The 24706-nt window shown below is 42.3% G+C and carries 11 protein-coding genes and 1 pseudogene; 7 read left to right on the top strand and 5 right to left on the bottom strand.

All coding sequences use genetic code 11. From position 1 onward, the window contains the following. Window positions 1-66 precede the first annotated feature (66 nt). Complete coding sequence (locus tag BC008_RS43950) at window positions 67-588, bottom strand: photosystem I assembly protein Ycf3 (RefSeq protein WP_027843963.1); 522 nt, start codon at window positions 586-588, stop codon at window positions 67-69. A gap of 234 nt (window positions 589-822) precedes the next feature. Continuing rightward, on the bottom strand, window positions 823-1494 hold the full coding sequence (locus BC008_RS43945; RefSeq protein ID WP_027843964.1) for an SOS response-associated peptidase: 672 nt from the start codon (window positions 1492-1494) through the stop codon (window positions 823-825). A 218-nt stretch (window positions 1495-1712) separates the two neighbouring features. Between BC008_RS43945 and BC008_RS43940 the strand changes: the two genes are divergently transcribed. From BC008_RS43940 to BC008_RS43920, 5 genes are all read left to right on the top strand, one after another. Next, entirely contained in the window at window positions 1713-2345 is a 633-nt protein-coding gene (locus BC008_RS43940) for a glutathione S-transferase family protein (protein WP_027843965.1), read from the top strand. Window positions 2346-2888: 543 nt separating this feature from the next. Then, complete coding sequence (locus BC008_RS43935; protein WP_058184799.1) at window positions 2889-4412, top strand: SulP family inorganic anion transporter; 1524 nt, start codon at window positions 2889-2891, stop codon at window positions 4410-4412. Window positions 4413-4655: 243 nt separating this feature from the next. After that, entirely contained in the window at window positions 4656-5522 is an 867-nt protein-coding gene (locus tag BC008_RS43930; protein ID WP_321170113.1) for a universal stress protein, read from the top strand. A 420-nt stretch (window positions 5523-5942) separates the two neighbouring features. After that, window positions 5943-7154, top strand: coding sequence for an ISAzo13 family transposase (locus tag BC008_RS43925; RefSeq protein WP_027847075.1), 1212 nt, complete (start codon window positions 5943-5945; stop codon window positions 7152-7154). 37 nt (window positions 7155-7191) lie between these two features. After that, on the top strand, window positions 7192-7497 hold the full coding sequence (locus BC008_RS43920; RefSeq protein WP_058184797.1) for a hypothetical protein: 306 nt from the start codon (window positions 7192-7194) through the stop codon (window positions 7495-7497). Here the strand turns inward: BC008_RS43920 and BC008_RS51015 are convergent. Then, entirely contained in the window at window positions 7475-7966 is a 492-nt protein-coding gene (locus tag BC008_RS51015; RefSeq protein ID WP_036266144.1) for an effector-associated domain EAD1-containing protein, read from the bottom strand. The genes BC008_RS43920 and BC008_RS51015 overlap by 23 nt on opposite strands. An 879-nt stretch (window positions 7967-8845) precedes the next feature. Further along, window positions 8846-23230, bottom strand: coding sequence for a LamG-like jellyroll fold domain-containing protein (locus BC008_RS43910; RefSeq protein ID WP_027844225.1), 14385 nt, complete (start codon window positions 23228-23230; stop codon window positions 8846-8848). Window positions 23231-23305: 75 nt separating this feature from the next. On the opposite strand from BC008_RS43910, the gene BC008_RS52890 reads away from it, so the two are divergent. Next, window positions 23306-23695: an IS1-like element transposase gene (locus BC008_RS52890; RefSeq protein ID WP_063800873.1), complete on the top strand. Its 390-nt coding sequence runs from the start codon at window positions 23306-23308 to the stop codon at window positions 23693-23695. Then, on the top strand, window positions 23646-24074 hold the full coding sequence (locus BC008_RS51005; protein WP_036266146.1) for an IS1 family transposase: 429 nt from the start codon (window positions 23646-23648) through the stop codon (window positions 24072-24074). The genes BC008_RS52890 and BC008_RS51005 overlap by 50 nt, the downstream gene beginning before the upstream one ends. 91 nt (window positions 24075-24165) lie before the next feature. On the opposite strand, the pseudogene BC008_RS51955 reads toward BC008_RS51005, so the two are convergent. Continuing rightward, window positions 24166-24706, bottom strand: a pseudogene (locus BC008_RS51955) (hypothetical protein); the annotation flags it as partial.

Raw genomic sequence — 24706 nt, 5'->3', positions numbered from 1 at the left:
CGTTAGTCATTACTTAATTAATAAATAAAGTTAGGGACTAATGACCAATAAGATTAACGACAATGATTAAAAGAATACGTCAACTTGCATTCTACCAGTGGTTTTCAACCAATTTTGGGCTTCAATATAGTTATTCGGTGCCATGCGTATGGCTCGAATCCAATAATCTGCAGCTTGGTCAAACAGTGCTTCTCCACCATCTTCATCGCCAGCTTCTTTGGCTTTTTCGCCTTGATAGTGATAGATGACGGCAATATTGTTTAAAGCTTGAGGTAAGCGAGGATTATTTTCAAGGGCTTGGTGATATAACTCCAAAGCCTTATCATGTTCTCCATTACTTGCGTAAATTAATGCCATATTGTAATATATGAAGCCCCGATCTTGAGAATCTTCTTCTAATAACAAAGCTTCTTCATAATTTTCTAGGGCTTCAGCATACTCACCTTCAGACTGTGCCGACATTCCATCGCGGTAGTAAACGAAAGCTTTTTTGGCTTTGTTATTAGTTGGCAGTAGCTTTAAAATCAAGTCTGCCATCACAGTAAAGGATTTATCGATAAAATTATCGTTTTTCTGGGTTCTTGGCATATTCGCCTCTATGAGCTTCGGATAACTGCTTAATTGATGTTTGAATCAGTGGCTGAGATTGCTTAATTGTTAATGTAACTGATCTAAGTCCAGTTTTTAAAATGGACATGGATCGTAATCTAGTTGGCTGATTTCAAGTAAATTTTTTGCTAACTAAAATTTTTACTAACTCTAACTAAAAAAATTGCTGGTAATTCGCCCTTTTAAGGATTGCGAAATGTTAGATGCAGCTGTTTAAGCAACGGCTTCAACACATTGATGACTATTATGTTTAGGATTATTTACAAACGAGCTAACTTCATAGCTTTTCATATCCTCAGAAGGATAGGGGGATAATAAATCCTGTAATAAAACGGGGGATTGTACTTGTGGGTCTAGCCATAATTCGTAGTCTTGTTGCTTCAGGAGTAATGGCATTCGATGATGAATAGGTTGCAATAATCTGTTAGCTGTAGTTGTCAAAATCGTACAACTGTGCACTTCCTCTCCTTGGGGAGAAGTCCATTTTTCCCATAATCCAGCAAAAGCAAATAAACGTTGATTTTGAAGTAGAAAATAAAACGGTTGTTTTTTATCTTTTTGCTTTTTCCACTCAAAAAAACCATCAGCGACCACTAAACAACGTCGGCGCTTGTAAGCAGAGCGAAAAGCGGGTTTTTCTGCGACCGTTTCTGACCTTGCATTAATTAGCCTAGCACCGATGCTAAAATCTTTAGCCCATGAAGGAATTAATCCCCAACGTAATTTTTTAAATTGACGCTGGAGAGTTTTCTCTTCATTTAGTACAGCTAGTACATTTTGTGTCGGCGCGACATTATATGTTGGTTTGAAATCGGGAAAATTTTTAATATTAAATTCTTCCGCTATAGTTTCTGGATTCGCACTCAGAGTAAATCTTCCACACATATTTTATTTCCTCTAATAGCAATTTAATATTTAGAGTTTAAGTCATAAAAATTAAATTATGCTCTTATGATTTAATTACATTAATTTTATGAAATAATGTTTTTAATTTCCATCATAATATTCTCAATAAAGTTTATTGTATATATATTTTTTTAATTGATAAATTGTTGTATTTTGTTTGATCATTATTCAATAACTTGTTTACCCTATTTATGATGATGAACCGGCTACGTTTGTACGATTTCTTACCTTCTGGCAATGGATATAAGATACGTCTTTTATTAATACAGTTAGGAGTACCATTTGAAAGAATAGATATAAATATCTTGGCAGGAGAATCCCGAACATCAGAGTTTCTGAACAAAAGTCCTAATGGAAAGATTCCAGTTTTAGAAATTGAGCCGAATAGATATTTGGCAGAATCTAATGCCATATTGATTCATTTAGCTGAGGGAACAGAATTTCTTCCTTACGACCGTTTTTTACGCGCACAGGTGTTTCAATGGTTGTTTTTTGAGCAATATAGTCACGAACCATTTATTGCTACATCAAGATTTTGGATTTCTATTCTCAAAAGGGGAAAAGAATATCAAGAAGAACTAAAATCTAAGCAGGAAAAAGGTTATGCAGCTCTGCAAGTAATGGAGGATCATTTACGTTCCCATTCTTTTTTCGTCGGAGAGCGTTATACAATTGCTGATATTGCCTTGTTTGCTTACACCCATGTTGCTGATGAGGGTGACTTTGATTTGGGTGAATTTCCATCAATTCAGGCTTGGTTGGAGCGCGTAAAATCCCAGCCAAGGTATATTCCCATAGACGATAAATTAGAATTTATTAACCAGAATTAGTTAATCAGCTCTCTATTTGGATAAACTATACTCACTAAATAGGAGGTTTTATAATAATTCGTTATTAATAAAATAACGGATACATATGAATTAAATATAGTTTCAATATAACTTTGAAGGTGTGCATCTATTAATTTATAATGGAGGTCTGAAATATAAGCCAAAAAAATAAATAAGAAACAAAAAAAAATACGTAAAAAGTATAAGCTAAATAACAATAAGTAGCCTAATATTTTTCATCCTTGTTTTTGCCTCTGTTATCTTGCTTCTACCAAACCAGAACTTTACGTAGTAGTAAGGAGAAGCCATAGAGAGTAGTCAATAATAGGCAGTAAACGATAAATTGGGAAGTTTGAATTTAGTGAATTATTGTTTGTTTTTGAACAGTCAAAATGTCAGTTTATAATCAAATCACAACATTTTTCTCTATTTGTTGACTATTACCACAAATCACTTCGTTTTGCAGTCATTATTGATAGTTTAAATGGTTACAATCATGATTTAGAATTATAGATCTAGTGTGACCGAATTAAAGAGGAACCCTTGAAGAATATTTTTGTTAAGCATGAGTGGTTTTCCAATGTCAGGGGAGATTTACTCGCGGGTGTACTAGTGGGGTTGGCGCTAATTCCAGAAGCGATCGCCTTTTCCATTATTGCAGGAGTCGACCCGAAAGTAGGTCTGTATGCCTCTTTTACGATGGCTGTAGTTATTGCTTTTCTTGGCGGTAGAATTGCCATGATTTCTGCTGCTACAGGTAGTATGTCGCTACTTGTTACTAACTTAGTAAAAGACTATCCCGAGTATGGCTTGCAATACCTATTTGCAGCCACCATTCTTGCAGGTATTTTCCAAATTCTTTGGGCTGCAATTAAAATTGATCGCCAAATGAAATATGTCTCCCGCGCTGTGATGGTGGGTTTTAGCAATGCTCTGGCAATTCTGATTTTTAACGCTCAATTACCGCAGCTGCAGAATGTCCCTTGGCAAGTATATCCGATGGTCGCGGGAGGTCTAGCAATTATCTATCTATTACCTCGGGTCACCAAAGTATTACCCTCTCCCTTAGTTGCAATTGTTGTTCTGACGATCATCTCTAATGGTTTGGGGATCGATGTCCCTACCGTCGGTGACATGGGAGAACTACCTAGACAACTACCGGTTTTTAGCATTCCCAATATTCCTTTCAATCTAGAAAGTTTGCAGATTATTCTTCCCTATGCAGTGGCTCTATCAATGGTGGGCCTATTAGCTTCATTTTTAACAGCCAATGTAGTAGACGATCTGACCGATACACCCAGCAACAAAAATAGGGAAGCTCGCGGTCAGGGAATTGCAAATATTATTACGGGATTTTTTGGTGGAATGGCTGGTTGTGCCATGATTGGTCAGTCTGTAATTAATATCCAGTCGGGCGGTCGAAAACGTCTGTCTACCTTCAGTGCAGGGATATTATTACTCTTTTTTATGTTAGTGTTAGGAGACTGGGTAGAGAAAATTCCGATGGCTGCTTTAGTCGCAGTGATGATCATGGTTTCCATCGGTACATTTAATTGGGCTTCTTTGAAAAATATTCGGATTTTTCCTAAAAGTGAGACTGCGGTAATGTTAACAACCGTATTTATCACTGTTATGACTAAGAATTTGGCTATGGGTGTATTAGTAGGAAGTGCCCTAAGTACAATCTTCTTTTCTCGTAAAATTGCCCAATTAGTGTTTGTTGATAGTTATCTCAATCCTGACGGTACTAGCAGAACCTATAGCGTAGCTGGACAAATATTTTTTGTCTCTGTGAATGACTTTTTAAACGCTTTCGATTTTCGTGAAGATATTGAGCATGTCAAAATCAACTTAACTAACGCTCATCTATGGGACCAATCAGCTATTGCTGCAATTGATAAAATTGTGCTTAAATTCCGGCGTCAAGGTACTGAAGTAGAGTTATTTGGTTTAAATGAAGCAAGTTCTACCCTAATTGATAGGCTAGCTGTTCATGACAAAGTACAAGACTTGGAAGACCTTAGAGTACAAAAATTAGCAACTAAGGAGTCAGGGGTAAGGAGTTAGATAAAGCACAGAGAGCAGGGGAAGCAGAGGAAGCAAAGAAACCGATTAGATATCATAATATCAGGGGAAAAGTTTATCTTTTCTGAATTTCTCCTCAGCACCCTCAGTTCCTCTGGTTAGCCAAAGTGGGGAATTTTTCGCCTTGTTGAAAAAATATTACTAGAGATATTTTGTTGAAACTTGTAAGTTGGAAGATATCTTCTCAATATATTTCTCAACATAATTTTTATTACTAAACAACCAATGATGAAAAATATACTCCTTTGTACTGATGGTTCCAATTTTTCCCAAATTGGTTATGGGTATGCTGCATGGATCGCAAAACGTATGAATGCTTCGATTGAAGTACTATATGTTACAGATTTGCGCAAACAAAAAGCTACTCAGACGGAAAACTTTAGCGGTAGTATTGGTGTCGGTGCTTATCAAAAGCTTCTCGAACAACTAGTTGAATTAGAAAGTCAAACAGCAAAAGTTAATCATCAAAGGGCAAAAATTATCCTTGAAGAAGCAAAAATATTTTTAATTGAAAATGGAGTAAATCAAGTTAACTCAATCCATCGTACAGGCTTCTTAGTAGATTGCTTCCAAGAATTTGAAGCAAAAGCAGATTTAATTGTTTTAGGAAAACGTGGCGAAACTGCAGGATTTGCGACAGAACATTTAGGGGCAAACTTAGAGAGAATTATTCGTACTTCTAATAAACCTTGTTTAGTCACTCCTAGAGATTATAGTCCAATAAAACGGGTTTTATTTGCTTATGATGGTGGTAAGAGCTGTGATAAAGCCCTCAAGTTTTTGGTTGGTTCTCCTACATTTAAAGATCTAGAATTACATATAATTACAATTGCGAAAAATCACGATACGGACTCTGCAGAAAAATATCTCAAAGCCGCAGAATTAAAAGCAATTCAGGGTAATTTTAAGCCTATCTGTCAAATGTTTGATGGAGAAACTGAAAAAATCATGGGCGAATATGTGGACAGACATAACATTGATTTTTTAATTATGGGTGCTTACGGACATAATCGAATTCGCCATTTGGTGATTGGTAGTACAACAGCTCAAATGCTGCGCAGATGTCATATTCCAATTTTATTGTTTCGTTGATTTGTGATTTTGTAATTTTGTTAATTTGTGATTTTGTTAATTTGTGATTTTGTCGCTCTCAAATAACAATAAACGGGGAATTAGATTCCCCTACTTTTTTGATAACGAATTACATAACATATAGCACTATGGACAAGCGAATGTCCTAACCTGTCGTGGATTGTAAATAAGTGAGATACACCTAAAACCCTAGAAACCAGGTGTGCTAGCTTTTGGTGGGGTTTGTCCTGACTCCTGACTCTTTTTGCAACGCGTTAGCAATCTAGCGGTTAGCGGCTCGTGTAAGCGCGCCCTGCGTGACGTTAGTCAGAGGCTCCCTCCGCCAACGCCATAGGCTCTAGCGTACCGGACCCGTCCGAACCGTAAGGGCACTCGCAAAAATAACTTCCTAATAAAAATAATTTCCCGTACACTCTTCATATGAAGAGTAAACTGATTCTAGAAACAAATATAAAGAAAGAATATGAGCTTCTTTCTTTTGAACTGAGCGAAAAGGGCCGTCGTAAGTGGGCTGGCTTCCAAGCCATTAAGCTTGGTCATGGAGGCAAAGGAATCGTACACCGAGCGACAGGGCTGGATTACAAAACCATCAATCGCGGTATAAAAGAGATAGAAAATGGTGATGGATTGGAGTCAGGAAGGATTCGGACCTCAGGAGGTGGACGGAAATTATTAACAGTCAATTATCCAAATCTTGAGAAAGATTTAGAAGCGATGCTGGAGGATTCCACCTGTGGTGACCCTTCTAATCCACTCAAGTGGACCTGTAAAAGCGCTTTAAATATCGCTTCATCTCTGTGGAAAAAGGGTTACCAGATTTCAGAACGCAGTGTGCATACCCTGTTGGAAAAGATGGGTTATTCTCTGCAAAGCAATCGTAAGACCAAGGAAGGTGGTGATCATCCTGATAGAGACGCACAGTTTCGTTTCATAAACAATAAAGTAAAGTCATTTATACAAGAAAATCATCCGGTGATTTCTGTGGATACCAAGAAAAAAGAGTTGATTGGTAACTATAAAAATTGGGGACGTGAACATCATAAGAAAGGTCAGTCTCCAGAAGTTAAGGTTTATGATTTTCTTGATAAAGAAAAAGGAAAAGTTGCTCCCTATGGTGTCTACGATTTAGCCAAAAATAAAGGCTGGGTCAGTGTTGGTATAAGCAGTGACACAGCAGAATTTGCTACTAACAGCATTCGCAGTTGGTGGTATGAGATGGGGCAACACACCTACCAAAATGCCAAAGCTATATATATCAACGCCGATGGTGGTGGTAGCAATGGCACAAGAAATCGTTTGTGGAAGAAAGAGTTACAAAAATTCGCCAATGAAATTGGTAAAGAGATACATATCTCTCACTTTCCCCCCGGCACTAGTAAATGGAATAAAATCGAACACCGGATGTTTTGCTTTATCTCTTCCAACTGGCGTGCTAGACCCCTGCTCGATACCGCTACTGTTGTAAGTTTAATCAGTAATACCACCACTTCAACAGGTCTAAAAATAAAAGCCAAACTTGACGAACGCATTTACAAAACCGGCATCAAAGTCTCTGACCGAGAAATGAAACAACTTAACTTACACAAAGACAACTTCCACGGTGAATGGAACTATTCAATCAAACCAATTTAGGAAGTTATTTTTGCGAGCCTCCTTAGTTAGGGACTTGATGTACCAATCTGCAAATCAATATGAAAAAGACCCTCTATTATTAAGCTTTCTTAATTCTCTACAATTAATAATAGATATTATCCAATTTGTCAATTATATAAATCCTGAATTAAAAGACCTCCAAAGCGAATATTTATTATTTTTAATTTCCCAATCAGAAATTGACCGGCCCCGAAGAAATCGTGTAAATCCCCGTGTTGTCAAAATCAAAATGTCCAAATTTAAACGTAAAAATCCCACTCATAAATCGGAAATTAGAGATTTGAAAAAAGATTTAGAAATTATTGTTCCAAAGGCAGCTTGAGCATTTCATTCACGGGTATTGGATTTAAAATAATATCCTTGCGACTTAGTGGATTTTGCATTGACTGACATTGCAAGAAAAGATCGCATAATCGTTTTAGTTCTTGAATACTCAATTTGCGAGGTAACTGGAAACTATCTCTAACAAGCGGTTTAGTAACTGCTTCAGAGAACTTTGGCGTTGACATTGATTCAAATAAAACTCTCAAGCTTTCAGCACTGGTTCTTAAGCTTTGGTTACCAGGATTTTCCTCTCTCGCAGCACCAACTAAATCTCCGACCCAATTCTCTGCTTCTGCCTTTTTTATTAATTCAAAAACTATATCCCTTAAATTACCTTCTACTGGAGCAACAACACCTAAGCTTTTATTCAATTGAAAAGATAACATTTGCTCTAATGATGACTTTTTAGGGAAAGCATCTATTAAAGCATCTTGCAATTGCTGACGCTGTGAACCAGATAACCCCATGTTTTATATATTACACTACCTACCAATATCTTACCCTACACCTTCTCTCACCCCTCTCAAAATTAATCAAGCTACGAACATTACAACAATCTCAAAACTTCCAAAAATATCCCAGTATCTGATAATTCAAGCATTTACACTAAGGAAGAACCGTGCTTTTATTCCTACTCAAGGATAATAAATATACATCAATCATTTTCTGTCCCGTTCTTTCCGTTCACACAGTGTGTTCAAACAAAAATATTCAAGATTATTCCCGGACGATACTCCCCTTCTCCCTACCTTCTTAACATTATGGACATAGTTAACAGCAATTACCTCGAATGCTTGTGTGACAAGATTTTGAGTACTCTATTCCACAAAAGTATAATTCCGATGAATTACGTGGAAGAAGCATGTGATGATGCTATGCACAACTTGCAAAATTCGCATACGTCTGCCGCTTATGACGTTAGCCAACGCAACTGCATTATCGCATCGCAAACATATCTGAGATTACAAAAACTGATTCACCAAAAGTTGCCAAGACTCCGAAAAGCGTAGTACTCGACACCATTACACCATAGTTCCGGCAGAGTTAGCTGCCAGAACTATGGTGCAACGACGTAACATCAGTTATGCAACTCAAACTCAACAAGGTACCGTCTTCTTGGGATATTTTTATGTTTCTTGTTGCTACTACTCATAAGTTGGGTATCAGTTTTTTTGAATATATGCGTGACCGCATTTCTCAAATTGGAGATATCCCACCTTTGGTAAATCTTATTTAGGAGAAGTCTTCTTCTAATCCTTTTGGTTGGTCGTGGCAATTTGAATAACTCCCTACCCCGAATTATTGAGGGGATACCATTAACTCATCTACAAAATCACCCCCATTTTTTAAATATCTCCTGTATAAGCTAACAACACCAGCAAGTTCTCCGACTCCTCCTTCTTAAAGTTACTTTTCGCGGTTAACTCGACTGTCATTGGTTCGGCTGTGACATCAGAAATCTTAATATCGAATTGATCGCCCACTTCCGTTAAAACGCCATTGGAGAAGTCGTAAATCTGCCGAACCGAGATTTCAGTTGGAGTGACGTTGGCGGGAACCGTATTTTTCGGTAATGAGAGAGTTATCGATTGTACGTTGGTTTGATTCTTGAAAGCATACCAATTCGTGGCGAATTCGTGGGCTAAACTAAACAAACGCACGCCACGATATTGCTTGAACGCGTCTAAATCCATCACCGACTGTTTGAAGGAGCCGCTATCAATTTTGCACATATACCGCAGGTGAATCACCACATCAGTAATCGTGTCAAAATCAAAGCGGTTGGTTTGTTTGGGAAGTTCTAACAACCATGTCGAAACTGCTCCCGTTCCTTCAAAGGGAAGATAGCGATCGTCGTTGAAATCTAACTCGAACACGCCACTATCTTCCACACCTGTGGAAATGGCGATTTGTTGATTCGCTCGCCAATCAACTCTAATGGAATCGGGCATATTTTGTTCTTCTCCGAGTAAATACTTTACCCCAGTAATATCAGGCGACATCAGGGTTTTGTGTCCCGTTTGCGTTAGGGTAGCGTTTACTGTTTCGTAGGGACCAACCACTGCTGGAATTGAGAGTGAGACGGATTTGATAATGCGGAAATAGTGACCAGGAAAATCGCGGTCGAACAGTAATTCACCTAAAGTAAACTGACAGCGACCGGTATCTCGTAATTGTAAGAAGGCGATCGCATCGAGACGTGCCAAGGATATGGTTTTGGTAATTTCTAAATAGCGGCTGTCTTGGTCGAGGGCTGATTTTTCTAGACGTGCCAGATCTAACCGTAATGCTTCCCCAGCAAGCAAACCTTTGCGGCGACTGTCCCAATAGCCGAAACTAATATAGGTTTCGTCAGTTCCGAACTCGAACTGGAAGGCGCGTTCGGCTTGTTTCGCCACGTCAAATGCGAGTTTGTAGGTTTGGAAATACAGCGAAGACAGGCGATTTGCCATCCAGTTGTAAAGCTCTTTATTCAGGAACTTGGTGCGATAGAAGTTTCCTACCTCCTTATTCTGATCGATGCTTGTTTGGTGAATTAACAAGTCTCGACTCGCAGCATTAATCTGGGCAACAGTGGCTTCAATTTGTTTTTCAATTTCATCAATGTCTAACTGCGCTAATGTTTTATTATGATCCCATTCCTGTTTTCGACGTACGTATTCGGCCTGTGTCCCAAAATTGGTAGCCGTGCGATCGAAAATTCCCGCCGCAATTTCAAGAACGTCGCCTAGCTTATCGACAGGTTTGGCAAACTTACTACCACCAGATTTCACTGTCGCGACGGGACTTCCGCCAAAACCCGATCCACCCACTTCAATATCAACTGTACCCCCCAACACTCCGGCAATAGATTTGGAAATGGCAGCACTACTTTGAAGGACGTTAGCCGTGATGCTAGCACCTGATTGTAAGTGTTCCAAAGTGATCAGACCGAGATTGCCATTTCCTCGCACTGTTTCATCGTAGTAAAGATACCGTTCCTTTGCACTTTCGAGACTTTTTTCTAAAGCGGTGAGATTAGCATTGAGTTCTGCTTGCTGAAACTGTTTCACTTCAGTTGTCCGCTCTAAAATATCGAGTTCGTGAGTATGTTGCAGTAGCGTCAGTTCTTCATCGCTTTTGTTGTCTAAGGCTTCCAGAAGTGCACCGCCGAATTCGATGACATACTCTACCATTTCTTTAGCTTTTTCCAGCATAAAGGAATAGCGATAGTGGGGAACGGAGATATTCGTGGCAGCTAGTGCACTTCCGATTCCGCCAGCTAAACCACTGGCGGCTGCTTGAACTAGTGCTGCTGGGTTTATTGGCGGTTGGAACAGAGACAAACTGCGGAAAACACCATCAATGTTGAGACTGTGGCGAATTTTGTAGAGTCGATCTTCGACAACATCCCAATATCCGAGGAATTGAGAGTTTTCCGGAACACAGAAGCGAGTAATCACACTGCGGTGGGGGTTAAAGGGAATGGCTGGCGTTGGGGCAGCGTTGTTTCCATTTTCAATCAGGAAATCTGGTAAGGTATTAATTTGATTGCGCTCTAAATCTGCTTTAACATCTTCGTAAGTTCCCACCTCTTCTAACTGACGGGCAGGTTTTGACTGCGGAGTTGGTCCCAATAGCGCGAAAGCTAACACGTAAAGTTGTGTGGCTTCAGTAATCGATTCCCGTGTATCTTGACGGAACAGGTAATCGCCCCAATCAATCAGGTTGTCGATATATTTCATTACCACCGTTTTCTGATAGGTGTTGATGCGAAGCCGTGCGATCGCATGGGGATCAAAGGGATCGTTACGATAGGCATTGAGGGCGTCTTCGTCAGACAGCATTTCCGAAAGAGTTTCTAAGGAAAGGCTGCGGAAGGGACGATAACGCCAGTAGCGATCTTTCGACGAGTCGGTGCTGCTTACGTTTGTTTCCTGGGCAGTGGGATTAAAAATATAATGGTACCATTTTTGCGCTTCAGCAAACTTCTGATTGGCGTTGAGTTGGTTGGCAATTAGAAAGGGAATGTGGAAGAATATTTCTTCGTAGTACAGTCCGTAAGCACCTTTGAAATCGATGCGGTTGTCTAATGTCTGTTTAGTTGTCGTTTCGTTGCCGTTAGGTGGGATGATGCGAATGTCGAGATTGGGATCATCGAGATCGGATCCTAATAAGGCTAAATTTGAGAAATCTGGTTCTTCGGTGTTTTGAGACTCAAGACTGAGCAAACCGTCAATTCCGTCACCGAAAAGTTTTTCGCTTAAGGTTTGAACGGCGAAAGTATTCAGACGAAAGAAATTGAATTTAATCACCGAACCATTGTCCACTTCTAAGGCAAAATCGCGGTCAAAATACAGATCAAACTGCTTTTGTGTCCCGCCACCTCCTGCATTGGCAGAAGAATTTGAGCGCAACCGTTCTTCCGACGTTTGCAAGCGCCAGTCATCGATCGAGATTTGCACCAAAAAGATTTCGTCACCGATATCTAAAATGAACCAACCCGGTTGATTGTGAACGTCGAGGATATAGGATTCGGTGATGTTGAGTTGCACTCCACTATCGCGATTGTTTAGGAGTACGGTATTGCTGGCGTTGTTATTCCATTCCGTAATCGCACTACTGAGTTCGTTGGTATTCTCGTCGAGGACAGTAATGCGATCTTGGGGATCGAAGCGATCTAACGGATAAATTTCATTTTGAACGTAGTCCTCGAGCGCGATTTTTGCCTCCTCCTCAATACCGACAATCGCACCCGATTGCGGTTCAGCCAGGGAAAGACTGTAGCTATTGCCAGCGTCGGAATTTTTAATCAACGTGTATTGATATCCGACATCTTTCAAATTGTTCCGCAAGGTTTGAATCACGTCACCGTAAATCAAAACGATCCGTTCGCGGGTACTTTCGGGAACCGACGATGCAAATACTTGTTCAAGACTTAACTGGTTTTCCAGACTTAACTCGTCTTGAGTGGCGCGAGTGAGTTGAGGTTGACTATCGAGAGGTAAGTGCAATTCTAAACCAAATTCCCTACCGTATTTGCGTTGGAATCGCTCAGCTTCGATATCTGCCTTTTCACGGACATAGTTCCAGACGCGAAACTCACTCATTAACGGTTGATATTGACCATCGTTTTCAACGGTACTGGGGGGATTTTCAGCATCCCCAATCTGAAGAATTCCGGCACTAGCCAAGGGAGGTGTTACTTGAAAGGTTAGTTTGGTGCCCTCGGCGACATAGTTATCACTAACATTGTCATAGATATAGGAGGTGAGTTGGTATTCAGTTGAGTTGTATTCCAACACAAATACAATTTGTTGCCAGGTATTATAATTGACAGATTCAAGTACCGTTTTTGTCGTTGTTTTAACCTGTAATTTGAGTTCGAGATTGCCGCGTTGGTACTTGTGAACGGTGGCTTCTGCTGATTGTGCTTCTGCAAGGACTTTGAGCAGTTCGCTCAAACAGTTAATCGTGTGTTGGATAGCTGAGTCTGTATGTCCGTTGATTTTGGATGTATCCGGTGTATTCAATGCTGCTTCGGTTTCGGCATTGCTCGCTTCCTGTTGAGCATTCCCTAGGTGTACCTTGGCGTTTGTTAGTGCTGTTGATACACTACTGGAAGAATTGGCAACGGGGAGAGCGTATTCTGCCGCTGTCACTGCTTGATTGGCAACAGTGGCGACGCTGCTGGCTAAATCGGCAATATCTTGAGCATTGCTTGAATTGGAAGCGGTTTCTGCATCGTCAATTGCCGTTGTTGTGTTGTCGATGGTTGTGACGGTAGCGCTGGCGAGTTGTTTGGCATTTTCAGAGTTATTTGAAATCGCGTTAGCCGCGTTGTTCGTAGTGCTACGTTGTGCGATTAAAGTTGACTTGGTATTGTCGAGTGAAGTTGACAAACTGGCTCGGAAACTCTGAATCGCTTGAATAGCAGCTTCGATCTGTGTAAATGCCGTTTGCGACTCGTTCACCGCCGTCATAATTTCCGGTTTTTGACCAATGGCGGACGGCGTATGCGTCAGCGTAGCTTGCAGAGGATTAGGATTGTTGCTGTCGGCTTCGTAACTGAATAAAGTAAAGGTGTGAACCGGGATTTCCGTCGTCGACGTCGTCTCGGTGAGATTATTCGCCCGCAACCAGAACGAAAAACTCAGTTTCTCCATCAAAAACGAAGGTAACGTCTCTTCTGCGTAAGAGTTAGGTCCAAGTTGCGCCACTTTTAAACTCATCAACGGTTCGGCAGATCGCTGTACCGGAGACGCCACGTCCGATGTTCGCCAGCGTTGAGCATAAACCCGCTGCCATTTTGGTTGGCGTTGTTGCCAGTCTTCAAGTTCGACGCTTTTGAGTTCGTCCACCTGCAAAGTTTGCGGTTGCACCCAGGTTTTGCTGAAGTTGTAGTAGGAATATTTGATAACGGGAGTTTTGATGGTGACGTTGACTTGTTCGATAACGCTGTTTTTGTCGCTGTAAACTAACGTTTGAGGATTGAGAGTTCCACCATCATCTGAGTTGATGCTGGGTTTTGCTATGTTGATTTCGCTACCATCGGCGGAGTCATCTATTTCAATAGTTCGACCTCCAGGAACTTCTTGAGAATGTTTCTGCTGAGCCTTCTCTCCTAAGAAGATTTCCTTTCCGTTTTGGTCTACGGGTCTGCTAACGTTATCTATGAACTTGTTTTCAACCCACTTGCGGTCCTCAGCTCGGATGCTGTCGGGAATTTCTGCCCAAAATAGGAATAATTTATTAAAGGCAAAGACAGGCGAAACATATTCAGCATTAATGGTCAAATCGATTTTTTCCCAGGGTTCCCAATGTTGGCTGTTCACCCATTCCCGGAAATAGTATTCTTGGGTGTTTTCGTTGCGACCAACAAGATAGAGGGTATTCGTAACTTCGGAGTTAGAAACTGTTGTTAAATCCCGGTTAGGCGCTGATGTCCAAGTTATACCTGATTGAACTTGTAAATCTTTAGGAGATTCCTTGACACCTTGTATAACTCCCCTGAAATCTTCGACCGTATCTCCCTCACCTTCGTTCATCTTCCAATAGTAGAGAAGATTGGTTTCGTTGGCTGGGTTTTGTACACCAAACGCCATGCTATCTTTGATTTCTTCAGCACTACGGGCAGTATTCCAAATTCGAACATCCCGCATTTCACCGATGAATTCTAGGTTGCTGGTATCTTCATCTATTAGACCCCCGAGTACGAATGGGATGTTAGGATTGTCGATGTTGGGATAGAAGATATCGCCTGTTCGTTCTACCGAATCTTTTTCAATTCCATTGACATAAAGTATGACTTTTGAGCCATTGTAGGTGGCGGCAAGGTGATACCAACGATTGGGGGTGTAGGAAGCCGAAACTTTTGATAGCAAGCTGGAGTCGGGGGGATTTCTGTCTGCTGTCGAAAGGTAGATATAGAAACTATTCTGATTCGCTCGTAACATCCATCCTTTCTGTTCGCTGCTTGTCCAATTGTATGCACTCATCAATCCACCATCGACAAGTTGACTATCAGGTTTAACCCACAGTTCTAGGGTGAACTGTTTGGTAATTTGGTTGCTGATAGTCGCAAGTGTTGGGTGAATGCTAAAGTGGCTGGTACCGTCGAATTTGAGTGCGTAATTTTTGGGAAGATTGTCGGTGTCGATGTAACTTCCGACAATTGTTAAGTTACTAACTTCCGCAAATTTATCTAGATAGCGGGTGTAGGCATTGGCGACGTTTTCTTCTGTGGCTTCGCTTTGTTGAAGTTCATCTTCTAAGGCTTTAAACAGTTCAGTTTTGGTGTCTCGCAGTTCGGGTTCGATATAGTTTTCCGGATATAGGAAAACTTTTCGATTTGCCTCCCAAACCCGATAGTTTTTCATCCATTCCCATTCATCGATGGGAATTTGTTCGGGATTAACGCCTAATTCCAGATTCATTAAGCAGCGTTGGACGTAAAGCTGTAAACTGGCGGTAGCTTGCACTATGCGAGAGGTTTCAACTTCGCTACTCATCTGGACGTCGATAAGGAGATATTCGTAAAGAATATCGGCAGTTTGGTTGGTAACGAGTTCTGCGGATAGGTTTTCTAAAGCAACAGCAGTGAGGCTATCTCGTTTTTGAATAGCTAAGAGATCGTGAAGGGGTTTGTAGACGTTCGACCACTGGGTTTCATCATATTTGGCTCGGACTAAATCGAACAGTGCTGTGGCGTGACGTTGGTAGAAGCTAAAGCTGAGGTCGCTGATTTGTGCTAAGTCGATGAGATAATTGACATCTGCACCTAAGGTTTGGACGATTTGGAAGGCTTCGGTGAGTTTATCGAGATTGGGAATAGTGTTGTAATCGCCTTCGCTCGCCAAGTGTGGGGTTAGGGTTTCGATGTCGAGTTGAGACCATTCGGTTAAGTTGAGGATGTAGGTTTTGTCTTGTAAGCCCTTGGCGAGTTGGTTCCCCGGATCGTTGAGCTTGGTTTTGAGTTCGACGAAGGTGTGCAATTGATCGAGATTGCTGTAAGAGGGATTCACAAGACTCTGGGCGGATAATCCGAATAGTTCCGGTTGACTGAGCAACAGTTCGATTTCGTCGTCACTGAAGTCGAACTGTTGCAGGAGGAACAGGGTTTTGTTGAGTCGACCGAGATCGGTGGCGAAGTCAGAATCGGAGTCAACAGCTTGATTTTCCACGATCGCACTGGTTTGAGTTAAAACCGCTACCACATTAATTGTGCCCCGATCGTAGGTTTTGCCTGTGGTAAGTTTGAGTAGCATCGATAGGCGATCGACATCGGTGCCGAGTAAATCCGCCAGTGCAACTGATATGGTGACGTTCAACCCTTGTTGCAGAGTTTCCAGTTGGGTGGTAATTGTCGTCGGTAGCGTATTTTGAGTTTGACGGCGGCGCTCGAGTAAATCTCGAATCGCAGCAAATTTTTCGGTTTCGATGTCGTCTGAACCGGCAATTGTTCGCAAGGCTTCGACGCTGTAATCGAGGGGATTATCGGTTAATACCATACCGCTATCGTCGATAAGTCCAGCATTTTGCAGTGTGCCTTCGTCGATCGCAAGACCTTGGAATGTACTCAACCAGTTCAATTGGGTGGTTAAGGGGATTATCTTGTCTTCGTCGTCTTTGGTGGTGACTAAAGCGATTTCGCCTTTGGTGAAACTGGTATCAAGTACAACACTTACGGTTACTTCATTCCCGGTACTGCCATCGGCAGATGGCAGATATAATGTCAGTCCGTTGATTTTGCTTTGCTGTTTGAGGTAGTCGTAAATGGCACGAGAAGCAGCTTCGCTAACTTCCTCGGATACGAAACTGGTGGGAGTAAGGAGAAATCCACGGGATTGATCTAGCAGTGTGGTGGAACCGTCAATAACGTCGGCATCGGTGAACGGTTTAGACACACGGTTATCTTGGCGATCGTAGACGAGAAATTCGTATTCAGATAAATCGATTCCTGTTTCCTGCATCCAATCGCTACGTTCTTTCAATGTAAGTACGTCTTGGATGTTAAATTCGGTTAGGTTATTGAGGGGTATCTCGGTATCTACCGGTATCTCGGTACGTACCGTTTCAAGTTTCAGGAGATCGATCAGTCGTATCACTTCTTCGATCGAAAGAGCCAAAATACTTGAAAGTAACTTAATCCGATACAATTGCGTCAAATAAGGACCGTCTAAGATAACAGTTCCCGCATCTTCGCCACTAATTGCCGACACCATGACTAACAAGTCATCTTGAGAGGAAATGCGCAACGAACCCATCAAACGAGTTCGGATTTCCCGTTGGTCGGATTCAGTACTGTTCACCTGCCAATACAGACGTTGTGCGTAAGACCAAGTTGTCGAAGTGGTGGAAGGATTAAAGATGTCGTCGTAGGGGGTTTCACTGTCGCCGACTCCCGTATGTTTGAGGTTAGACCACAGCGCACAAAGACGGTCGATCGCGATATTGTACTCACTTTGTAGTTGATGGAGATAGGCGAGTTCGACTAAGGGAATTGTCGGATTGCTGCTTCCTGAATCGGTGAGTTCTGGGAGAATCATTGGCGCAACCACACTGAGGGGTAATTCCGTCGCAGTATTCCAATAAAAGAGCAATTCTGGCACTGTGGTATCGTCAAGACCGTACAGATTGTCGCGGATTTGTGCTTGAGAACGAACGGTTTGCCAAATTCGAACTTCGGCAATTTGACCGTTGAGAGAATCAGCGATCGGTTTTTTATCTGTTGACGGTGTAAACCCGATGTGAAGTTGCTCTGCGGTTCCCCAAAGTTGGGAACCTGGTTGTTTGTCGATAACGTGACCGTCGAGTAAGGCACAAAACGCATCGTCTCGCAATTCAGATCGACCATCTAATACAATTGCGGCGTGGTGCCAGTGGCGAGACTGAATCCTTTCTGTGGCGATAATACTGCCTTGCCAACCGCTTTCACTATCAACGTTGTTAACCCCTTCAAAGTAGAGTTTTCCACTTTGAACATATATACTTAAACCTCGTGTTTGATCCCCTTCTTCGTAAATCGTTTGTCGCGTTGACAAGGTGGGATTTTTGCATAAGAACCAAACCTCAATCGTTCGCTGGGCGCGATGTTCGTAATCTTGCGCTTTGACCGCAGGAATGGTAATTTCTGCCGATACCGGGAGGGTAAGAACAGAACGACGCGCATCGAGAAACGCCGTTGGTTCTCCCCCAGAGGGTTTGCGACTATGGAGAAGTCCACCGAGTTCCAGGGGAACACCGTTGGCGAAAAGATTTGGTGTTACTTGTCGAGAATTGACGGTTTCGACAACGCTTAACGACCAAACGGCGACTAAATGTTCCTCGCTTGCACTGACGGGATGGTAAGTTGTTTGTGCTAATGTTTCTGCTGTTTTAGCAATATCCCAAACCCTCACTTCTTGTAACAAGCCGCTAAAACCGTGACCTATTTCTAAGATTAAGTTGTTGCGTTGGATTGTAGCGCTGGGGGTGATGTTAGGTTGGGTTTTTCCGTCTATATATAATGTGACGCTATTGCCACTCAATGTTACCGCCACGTGAGTTAAGGTTTCCAATTGAACGGCATCTTGAGTTTCAACAACTGTTCCCAACGCTTCAAATTCGAGTTTTCCTGTCGTCAAAAGTCGTAACTCGAATTGGGTTGAAATGGCACCTGTATCAGGAATATCTCCCCACCAAAGAATGGATCGATTTTGAGTCAAACTATCAACGCGAATCCAAGCTTCCAGGGTGAAGTCAGACTCAGGAAAGGCAAAATCAGCGGTGGCAAGGTACTGTCGCGTTCCATTGAAGGATAAGGCGTTTTGAGATAGCGGGTTGAGCAGAATCGGGTGGTCGTTGATTTCATTCCAAATCGGTTGTTCCCGTTCTGGGTCACTCATCCAGAATAGTTGATAGGAATTCTCCTCTTGGGTAACTTGACTAAGAATGAGGGTGTCGGCGCGATCGTCAAAAATCCAGTAGGCGGTTAGGTTAGCGAGAACGGCTTGACTCACCAGAAGGGGACGATTCCAATTTTGACTAATTTCCTCTGGGGTTCGCACCGTTTGCCAAATTCGCACTTCGCCAATCCAACCGTGGAAGTAGTGATACCTTCGGTGAACCCCCTTGGGGTTATCCCTGAGGGTAGAATTGACAGAATCCCATTGTTGTGCATAGCCGATGGAAGCTTCTCCTACTCCTGCAAAGGCGCTGGTGTTTTCCCGCTGTGCCACCTGTTTACCATCGACGAGAATGGTTGCGGTTTGGGTGGTAGCATCGTAGCGCCAGGTGAGGTGATGCCATTCGCTATCCAAGGCAAGATCAGATTGGAAGGTGGTGTCCGCGCCGAAGCTAAAGCTGGGTTTTCCGGCTTCTATTCCCAAATTCAATATTGGCGGATTGTCCGTGTTGGCGTTGGTGGCACTGCCTAAAATCGGCATCGATTGATCGCTGGTTTCTCCTAATTTCACCCAAGCTTCAACGGTGAAATCTCCCGACAAGTTGAGTTCGGCAACGTCGGACAAAATCACGCGGTCATCTTTGCCATCTAAATACAACGCCGAAACAGAACCGTTGAGGACAGAACCGTTGAGGGTTGGGGGAAACGGTTGCCATTTTTCGGCGGTATTTTCTAAACCGATAACTAGGGTGGCGGGGGGTAAATATTCGGTTGTCTCCCGTAATTGGCTGCCTTCGCCATCATCTAAATGCCAGTAACCACAAAGATTTGGTTCTCGTCCAGTAAGATAGCGATTAAAGTTAGTTTGGATTTCCTCGGCTGTGCGTGCCGTATTCCAAAGCCGGAATTCTGCGATTTGTCCGGAGGTGACGCGATCGGGATGTTCAGTTGCGCTGACATTAGCAAGAAAAGCGTTGAATTTGTCAGTTAAGACTGAAGACGGCTGAGATTCTAATGGGGGTTGAGACCCTGAAACACCTTTATCCCTGTGGAAAATCTGCGAAATTGCTCCGTTATCCCCATAAACTGCCGCGATATATTGCCATTGGTTCGGTTCGTCGTCTTCGGCAAACCAGAATTCAATGGTGTGGGGTTGGGTTAAATCAACAGTCGTATTTCCCAAGGCGAGATAGTCGTTGTAGCCATCGAGAATCGGGGATTGGCGCGGGGTGTAGATTGGTGGACGTGCGGAGGTAAATGAATTATCGTCGGCAACTGTTGACAAATATGCAAGTTTATAATTACCAGAAATATCAAATAGGGTACGGTGTTGAGTATCTGAGAAAATCCAGTAAGTTACTAAGCCATCTTCGTCTCCTCGCAACCTGCGATCGCGGTGTTGTTGCAAATCTTCGTCAGTGCGAACAGTGTCCCAGATGCGAATTTCGTCGATGAATCCTTGGAAAAAGCTATCATTCCAAGTTCCCGCGTTAGCATCCCACTGACGAGAAACGCCGATGTAGAAGGTTCGGTCAATCGCAACTGGGTCGACCGTAAGAGTTTGTGTGCTGGTTTGTCCTGTGCTAGTTTTTTCGCCAAGGGAAAGGGTAAATGTACCTTGGTTGTAGCGACAGACGATGTGATACCAAGTGTTGGCAGAAAGGGAAAGATCGCTGGTGAGGAGTTCTTGTCCCTCTAGGGTAAGGCGAAGTTGACCGTTCTCAACACTCAAACTCCATGCTTCTGAGATGGGGTCGAGTTTACTGGTAACGGAACTCAAAATCGGATGGGAACCTGTCACATCGGGTAAGTTCACCCAAGCTTCAATGGTGAAGTCATCACTGACAAGACCCAGGCTTGCCGCTGGTGGTAATACAACAGTATCGCCATTGAATTGGAACAGATTAAAGCGTCGCTGTATCCAGTCCGGCTGCGCGAAAACTCCCAATTTCAAGCTGGCGTTACCGCCTCCGGCTAGATTTTCCAACTGATTACCCTGACCTTCCTCGATGGGGAGATATACTAACAGTCCCATTTCCATTCCCATAAGTTCGGCATAGCGGAATTGTCTCAATTCCTCAGGCGATCGCACATAGTTCCATAGGCGAAGTTGGCTAATGCTGCCGTCGAAAGCGCGATATTCTTCTAAGGTTGGCGCTTCAAGGCGAGAAATTCCCAGGTAGAAATTTTGTAAAGTTAGTTCAGATAAGGTTATTTCGTGGATGATGTTAACCCCATCGTCCAGATAAAGCTGTGTCTTGAGGCTTTGTACTTGAGAATCCCAATCCCAAGTTACAGCAATATGATGCCATCCTAGCTCGAAGTTGACCGAAGCTGAGGTGAGATCGAGTTGTGCGCCATTTTCACTTCCCACGTAAAATCGGAGTTGTCCGTTAGCGACATCAAGGCGAAAAACGGTATTTTCACTAGAAGCATCGAAGAGAATTTTAGACCCTGTGGGGGAGAATTGCGCCCAAAGTTCGATCGAGCCAGTAGTTGTTGGAACCGTCGCACTATCAATAAAGGTTTCCGAACCAACTAATTCTAAGGCGCGATCAACAATCAGCCATTTTGAATTGGGGTTGTCGGTATTTTGACCTGTATGTAAGCTTGCTGGACTACCTCCGGTGAGGTTGCGAAGTATCGTTCCCGTTCCTTCATCAATGGGAAGATTGACAAGTAAACCAGAGGAAATTCCTTGCCAAGGCAATTGTTGAAGTTGTTGAATTTCTTCTTCTGAAAGCATCCGATCCCAAATACGCACCTGGCGCACTTGTCCTTCTAGTGGATCATTTTCCACTACCTCATAATTGCTGCGGTTTTGGCCGATATAGAGGGTGTTGAAATTCGGTTTATCTTTATCGCCTTGTCTGGATCTGTCGTTGCGTTCACTCGCTTCCGGTTCGAAATTGTCTAAATATAATATGGCGTTGAGTTCTTGGTCGTGCTTATATTCCCAAACGGCAACGATGTGATGCCATTGCACGTCGAATTCAGACAGTGAAACATTCCTAAGATCTATTTCTGCTCTAAAGTTATCATCACTTCTATCTTCTAAGTTGAACCGCAGTTTTTGATCTTCAACATCGAGAATGAAGTACTTACTATCTCTGTTGTTGTTATTCACCTCAATGGAGGCATCGAATAAAACTTGATCGCGTTTGGGAGAGAATTTCACCCAAAGTTCGATTGATCCAGCTTTTGTTGGGGTGTAGTTATCAACTTCAATGTAGTCGTCAACGCCGTCGAATTGTAAGGCGTAATCGATGACTCTCCATTGTGGGTTGGGATGAAGAACGGATAAAGCTTTGAGTTTGAGGTTATGCCCAGAAACGATATCACTAATTGTCGTTCCAGTCCCTTCGTCGAAGGGTAAATAGGTCACCAAACCGTCTTCGTTTCCTTCTAGGTCAGCATCTTGCAATCGTTGTAAATCCTGAGGAGATTGTATCCTATCCCAACCTCGCAACTGCGCGATCGCACCGTAAAACGGTTGTACTGCATTGAGATCTTCACCCTGGTTCAATCCGAGATAGGGGATGACAAAGCCGGGTTTAACGCCATTACCAGTTTGTTGAGAACTAACTTCGAGTTCGTTGAGAGTAAGTCGAATTTGCGTTACTCCTTCGGTGCTGTCGAACTGCCAAGCGATGGTGATATGGTGGAACGACGTTGTATCTGGCAGCATAAGGCGAACACTCGATTCAAGATCTGAGGTATCTGCCACTTTGAACTGCACAAATCCGTCGAGAACTTCCAACAGGAACGGCGATGTTTCATTGGAAGCATCGAGTAACACGGCATTTCCCATGGATGCAAACTGTACCCAAAGTTCAATCGTTCCGGTTTCTGCAATTGAATAGGTTGACAGTTCGATAAAGTCTGGAGTAACACCGGAGTTGGCGTTGAGAAGCAGAGCATGAGATTGACGAGTCCAGGCTGGGGTAGCCTCAACTTCAACCCATTTCGCATCAATCTCGGCGTTGGTTTCAATTAAGGCAGAATAGGCATTTGCTGTTCTATCAACCAGCTGAGTTCGCGGATCGTGATCGAATTGCCAATGTGCCGTCAGATCGCTAGTTTCTGAAATGATCTGATTCCAATTTTGCTCAATATCTTCATCAGTTCGGGCATTTTTCCAAATTCGCAGTTCGGCAATTTCTTCTCCCGATACACCTAAATTCAACGGTATACCCTCAGAAATTCCCGAAGTGTCGAGAGTTTCGCTAGTGGAAACGGTTTCATTTTTGATAAACAGCGTATGTATATTGGTGGTGCGATCGTAACGCCAAGCAAGGTAATACCATTCATTACTGGTTAGAGAACTCGTCGAAATCAGTTCTGCTTCAGCAATTTTAAGTTTCACCTCTCCTGTTTCGGAGGTGTTCTAAAGGTGTTGATGTGCTAATCTGTATAGGAAGAAAAAATATTGTTAATACAAGTGATTACACAAATACTTCACTGTCCTCATTGTCAAGGCACTGATATTGTAAGAAATGGTAAAACCCGACAAGGTAAGCAACGATTTTTATGCAGAGAAGAACCTTGTGACGGTAGAACATTCATTTTAGATTACTCTTACGCAGGTCAGTCGAAAGAAGTAAAAAAGAAAATCATAGATATGGCTGTCAATGGCAGTGGAGTTAGAGATACTGCAAGAGTTTTAAAGATTAGCACCAATACTGTACTCAAAGAATTAAAAAAAGAAAAACCAAATACAGCAAGTAAATTTACCATTGCTAAAGCAACTAAAACCAGAACAAGTTACAGTCGAGATTCAATTGGTTCAACCAGAAGAAAAGCAGGAACTACAAGAATCCCAGATAGATGAAATGTGGAGTTATGTAGGGAATAAGTCTCAGGAACGCTGGCTGTGGCATGCAATTGATCATAGAACTGGTAAAGTTTTAGCTTATACGTTTGGATTACGTAAAGATGAAGTGTTCCTCGAACTCAAATCTTTACTCTCACCGTTTGGTATCACTCGATTTTATACGGACGCTTTAGGCACATATAAACGTTGCTTGGCTCCAGAAATCCATGTTGTCAGTAAGTATAATATGCAGAGAATAGAAAACAAACACTTAAATTTAAGAACTCGAATTAAAAGATTAGCTCGGAAAACAATTTGCTTTTCTAAATCTACTCTCATGCACGATATTGTAATTGGATTATTTATTAACCGATATGAATTCGGAATCTTAATTTAAATCAATATCAACATATTTGCAACATCTCCGGAAATCGGAATTCGTGGAATGGAGTGTCTAAAGTCCTGTAATATAAGGGTTTTAGCTGTAACTATGTCCATAATGTGAAGAAGGCACCGAGCAGGGAGCAGGGTGCAGGAGGACGACGGATTATTGATTGATTATGCTTACGTTTAATGCCGCCAAACTCAATTGCTTCTTTTCCYWYTCKSKGYKCYCMMRMKCTCTSYKCWMRAGMKYKKKKTKKKSWMRMRCRMRWAWMRSKRWWATMWCRSKKWTWWKRKGTGKKAAGAACTTGTGTAGATAAACGTTCTTCAATTGGTGGGGCACTTTTGCGTCTATCAAAGACAAACAACCAACCTTCATTTACATCCAAACGGGCCAAATATGATTCTAATTGTTCTATTCCTTCTGCTTGGGGGTCACGTTTCTTTTCGCGCCATACCTTGAGTTCGATTCCCAGGGTGACGGTTTTATATTTTAAGCATAGATCCATCCTGTCGCTGCCAATAGCATATTCCCGTTCCAAGGAACCACCACCGTTGACAACACGATGCAAGAAAGCCATTAATACGATGTGGGGTGCAATTTCGTGATAAGTAGTAGTACTTAATAGTGGTTCTCCATGTTGT

The organism is Mastigocoleus testarum BC008 (assembly GCF_001456025.1).
In the GTDB taxonomy this organism is placed as follows: Bacteria; Cyanobacteriota; Cyanobacteriia; order Cyanobacteriales; family Nostocaceae; genus Mastigocoleus; species Mastigocoleus testarum.
This window is presented reverse-complemented; position numbering and strand designations above follow the sequence as displayed.

Coding starts and splice junctions, on each gene's coding strand:
- BC008_RS43930 (WP_321170113.1), top strand. CDS start 4,656: ATGATGAAAAATATACTCCTTTGTACTGATGGTTCCAATTTTTCCCAA.
- BC008_RS43945 (WP_027843964.1), bottom strand. CDS start 1,494: ATGTGTGGAAGATTTACTCTGAGTGCGAATCCAGAAACTATAGCGGAA.
- BC008_RS43920 (WP_058184797.1), top strand. CDS start 7,192: ATGTACCAATCTGCAAATCAATATGAAAAAGACCCTCTATTATTAAGC.
- BC008_RS43925 (WP_027847075.1), top strand. CDS start 5,943: ATGAAGAGTAAACTGATTCTAGAAACAAATATAAAGAAAGAATATGAG.
- BC008_RS51015 (WP_036266144.1), bottom strand. CDS start 7,966: ATGGGGTTATCTGGTTCACAGCGTCAGCAATTGCAAGATGCTTTAATA.
- BC008_RS43950 (WP_027843963.1), bottom strand. CDS start 588: ATGCCAAGAACCCAGAAAAACGATAATTTTATCGATAAATCCTTTACT.
- BC008_RS43940 (WP_027843965.1), top strand. CDS start 1,713: ATGAACCGGCTACGTTTGTACGATTTCTTACCTTCTGGCAATGGATAT.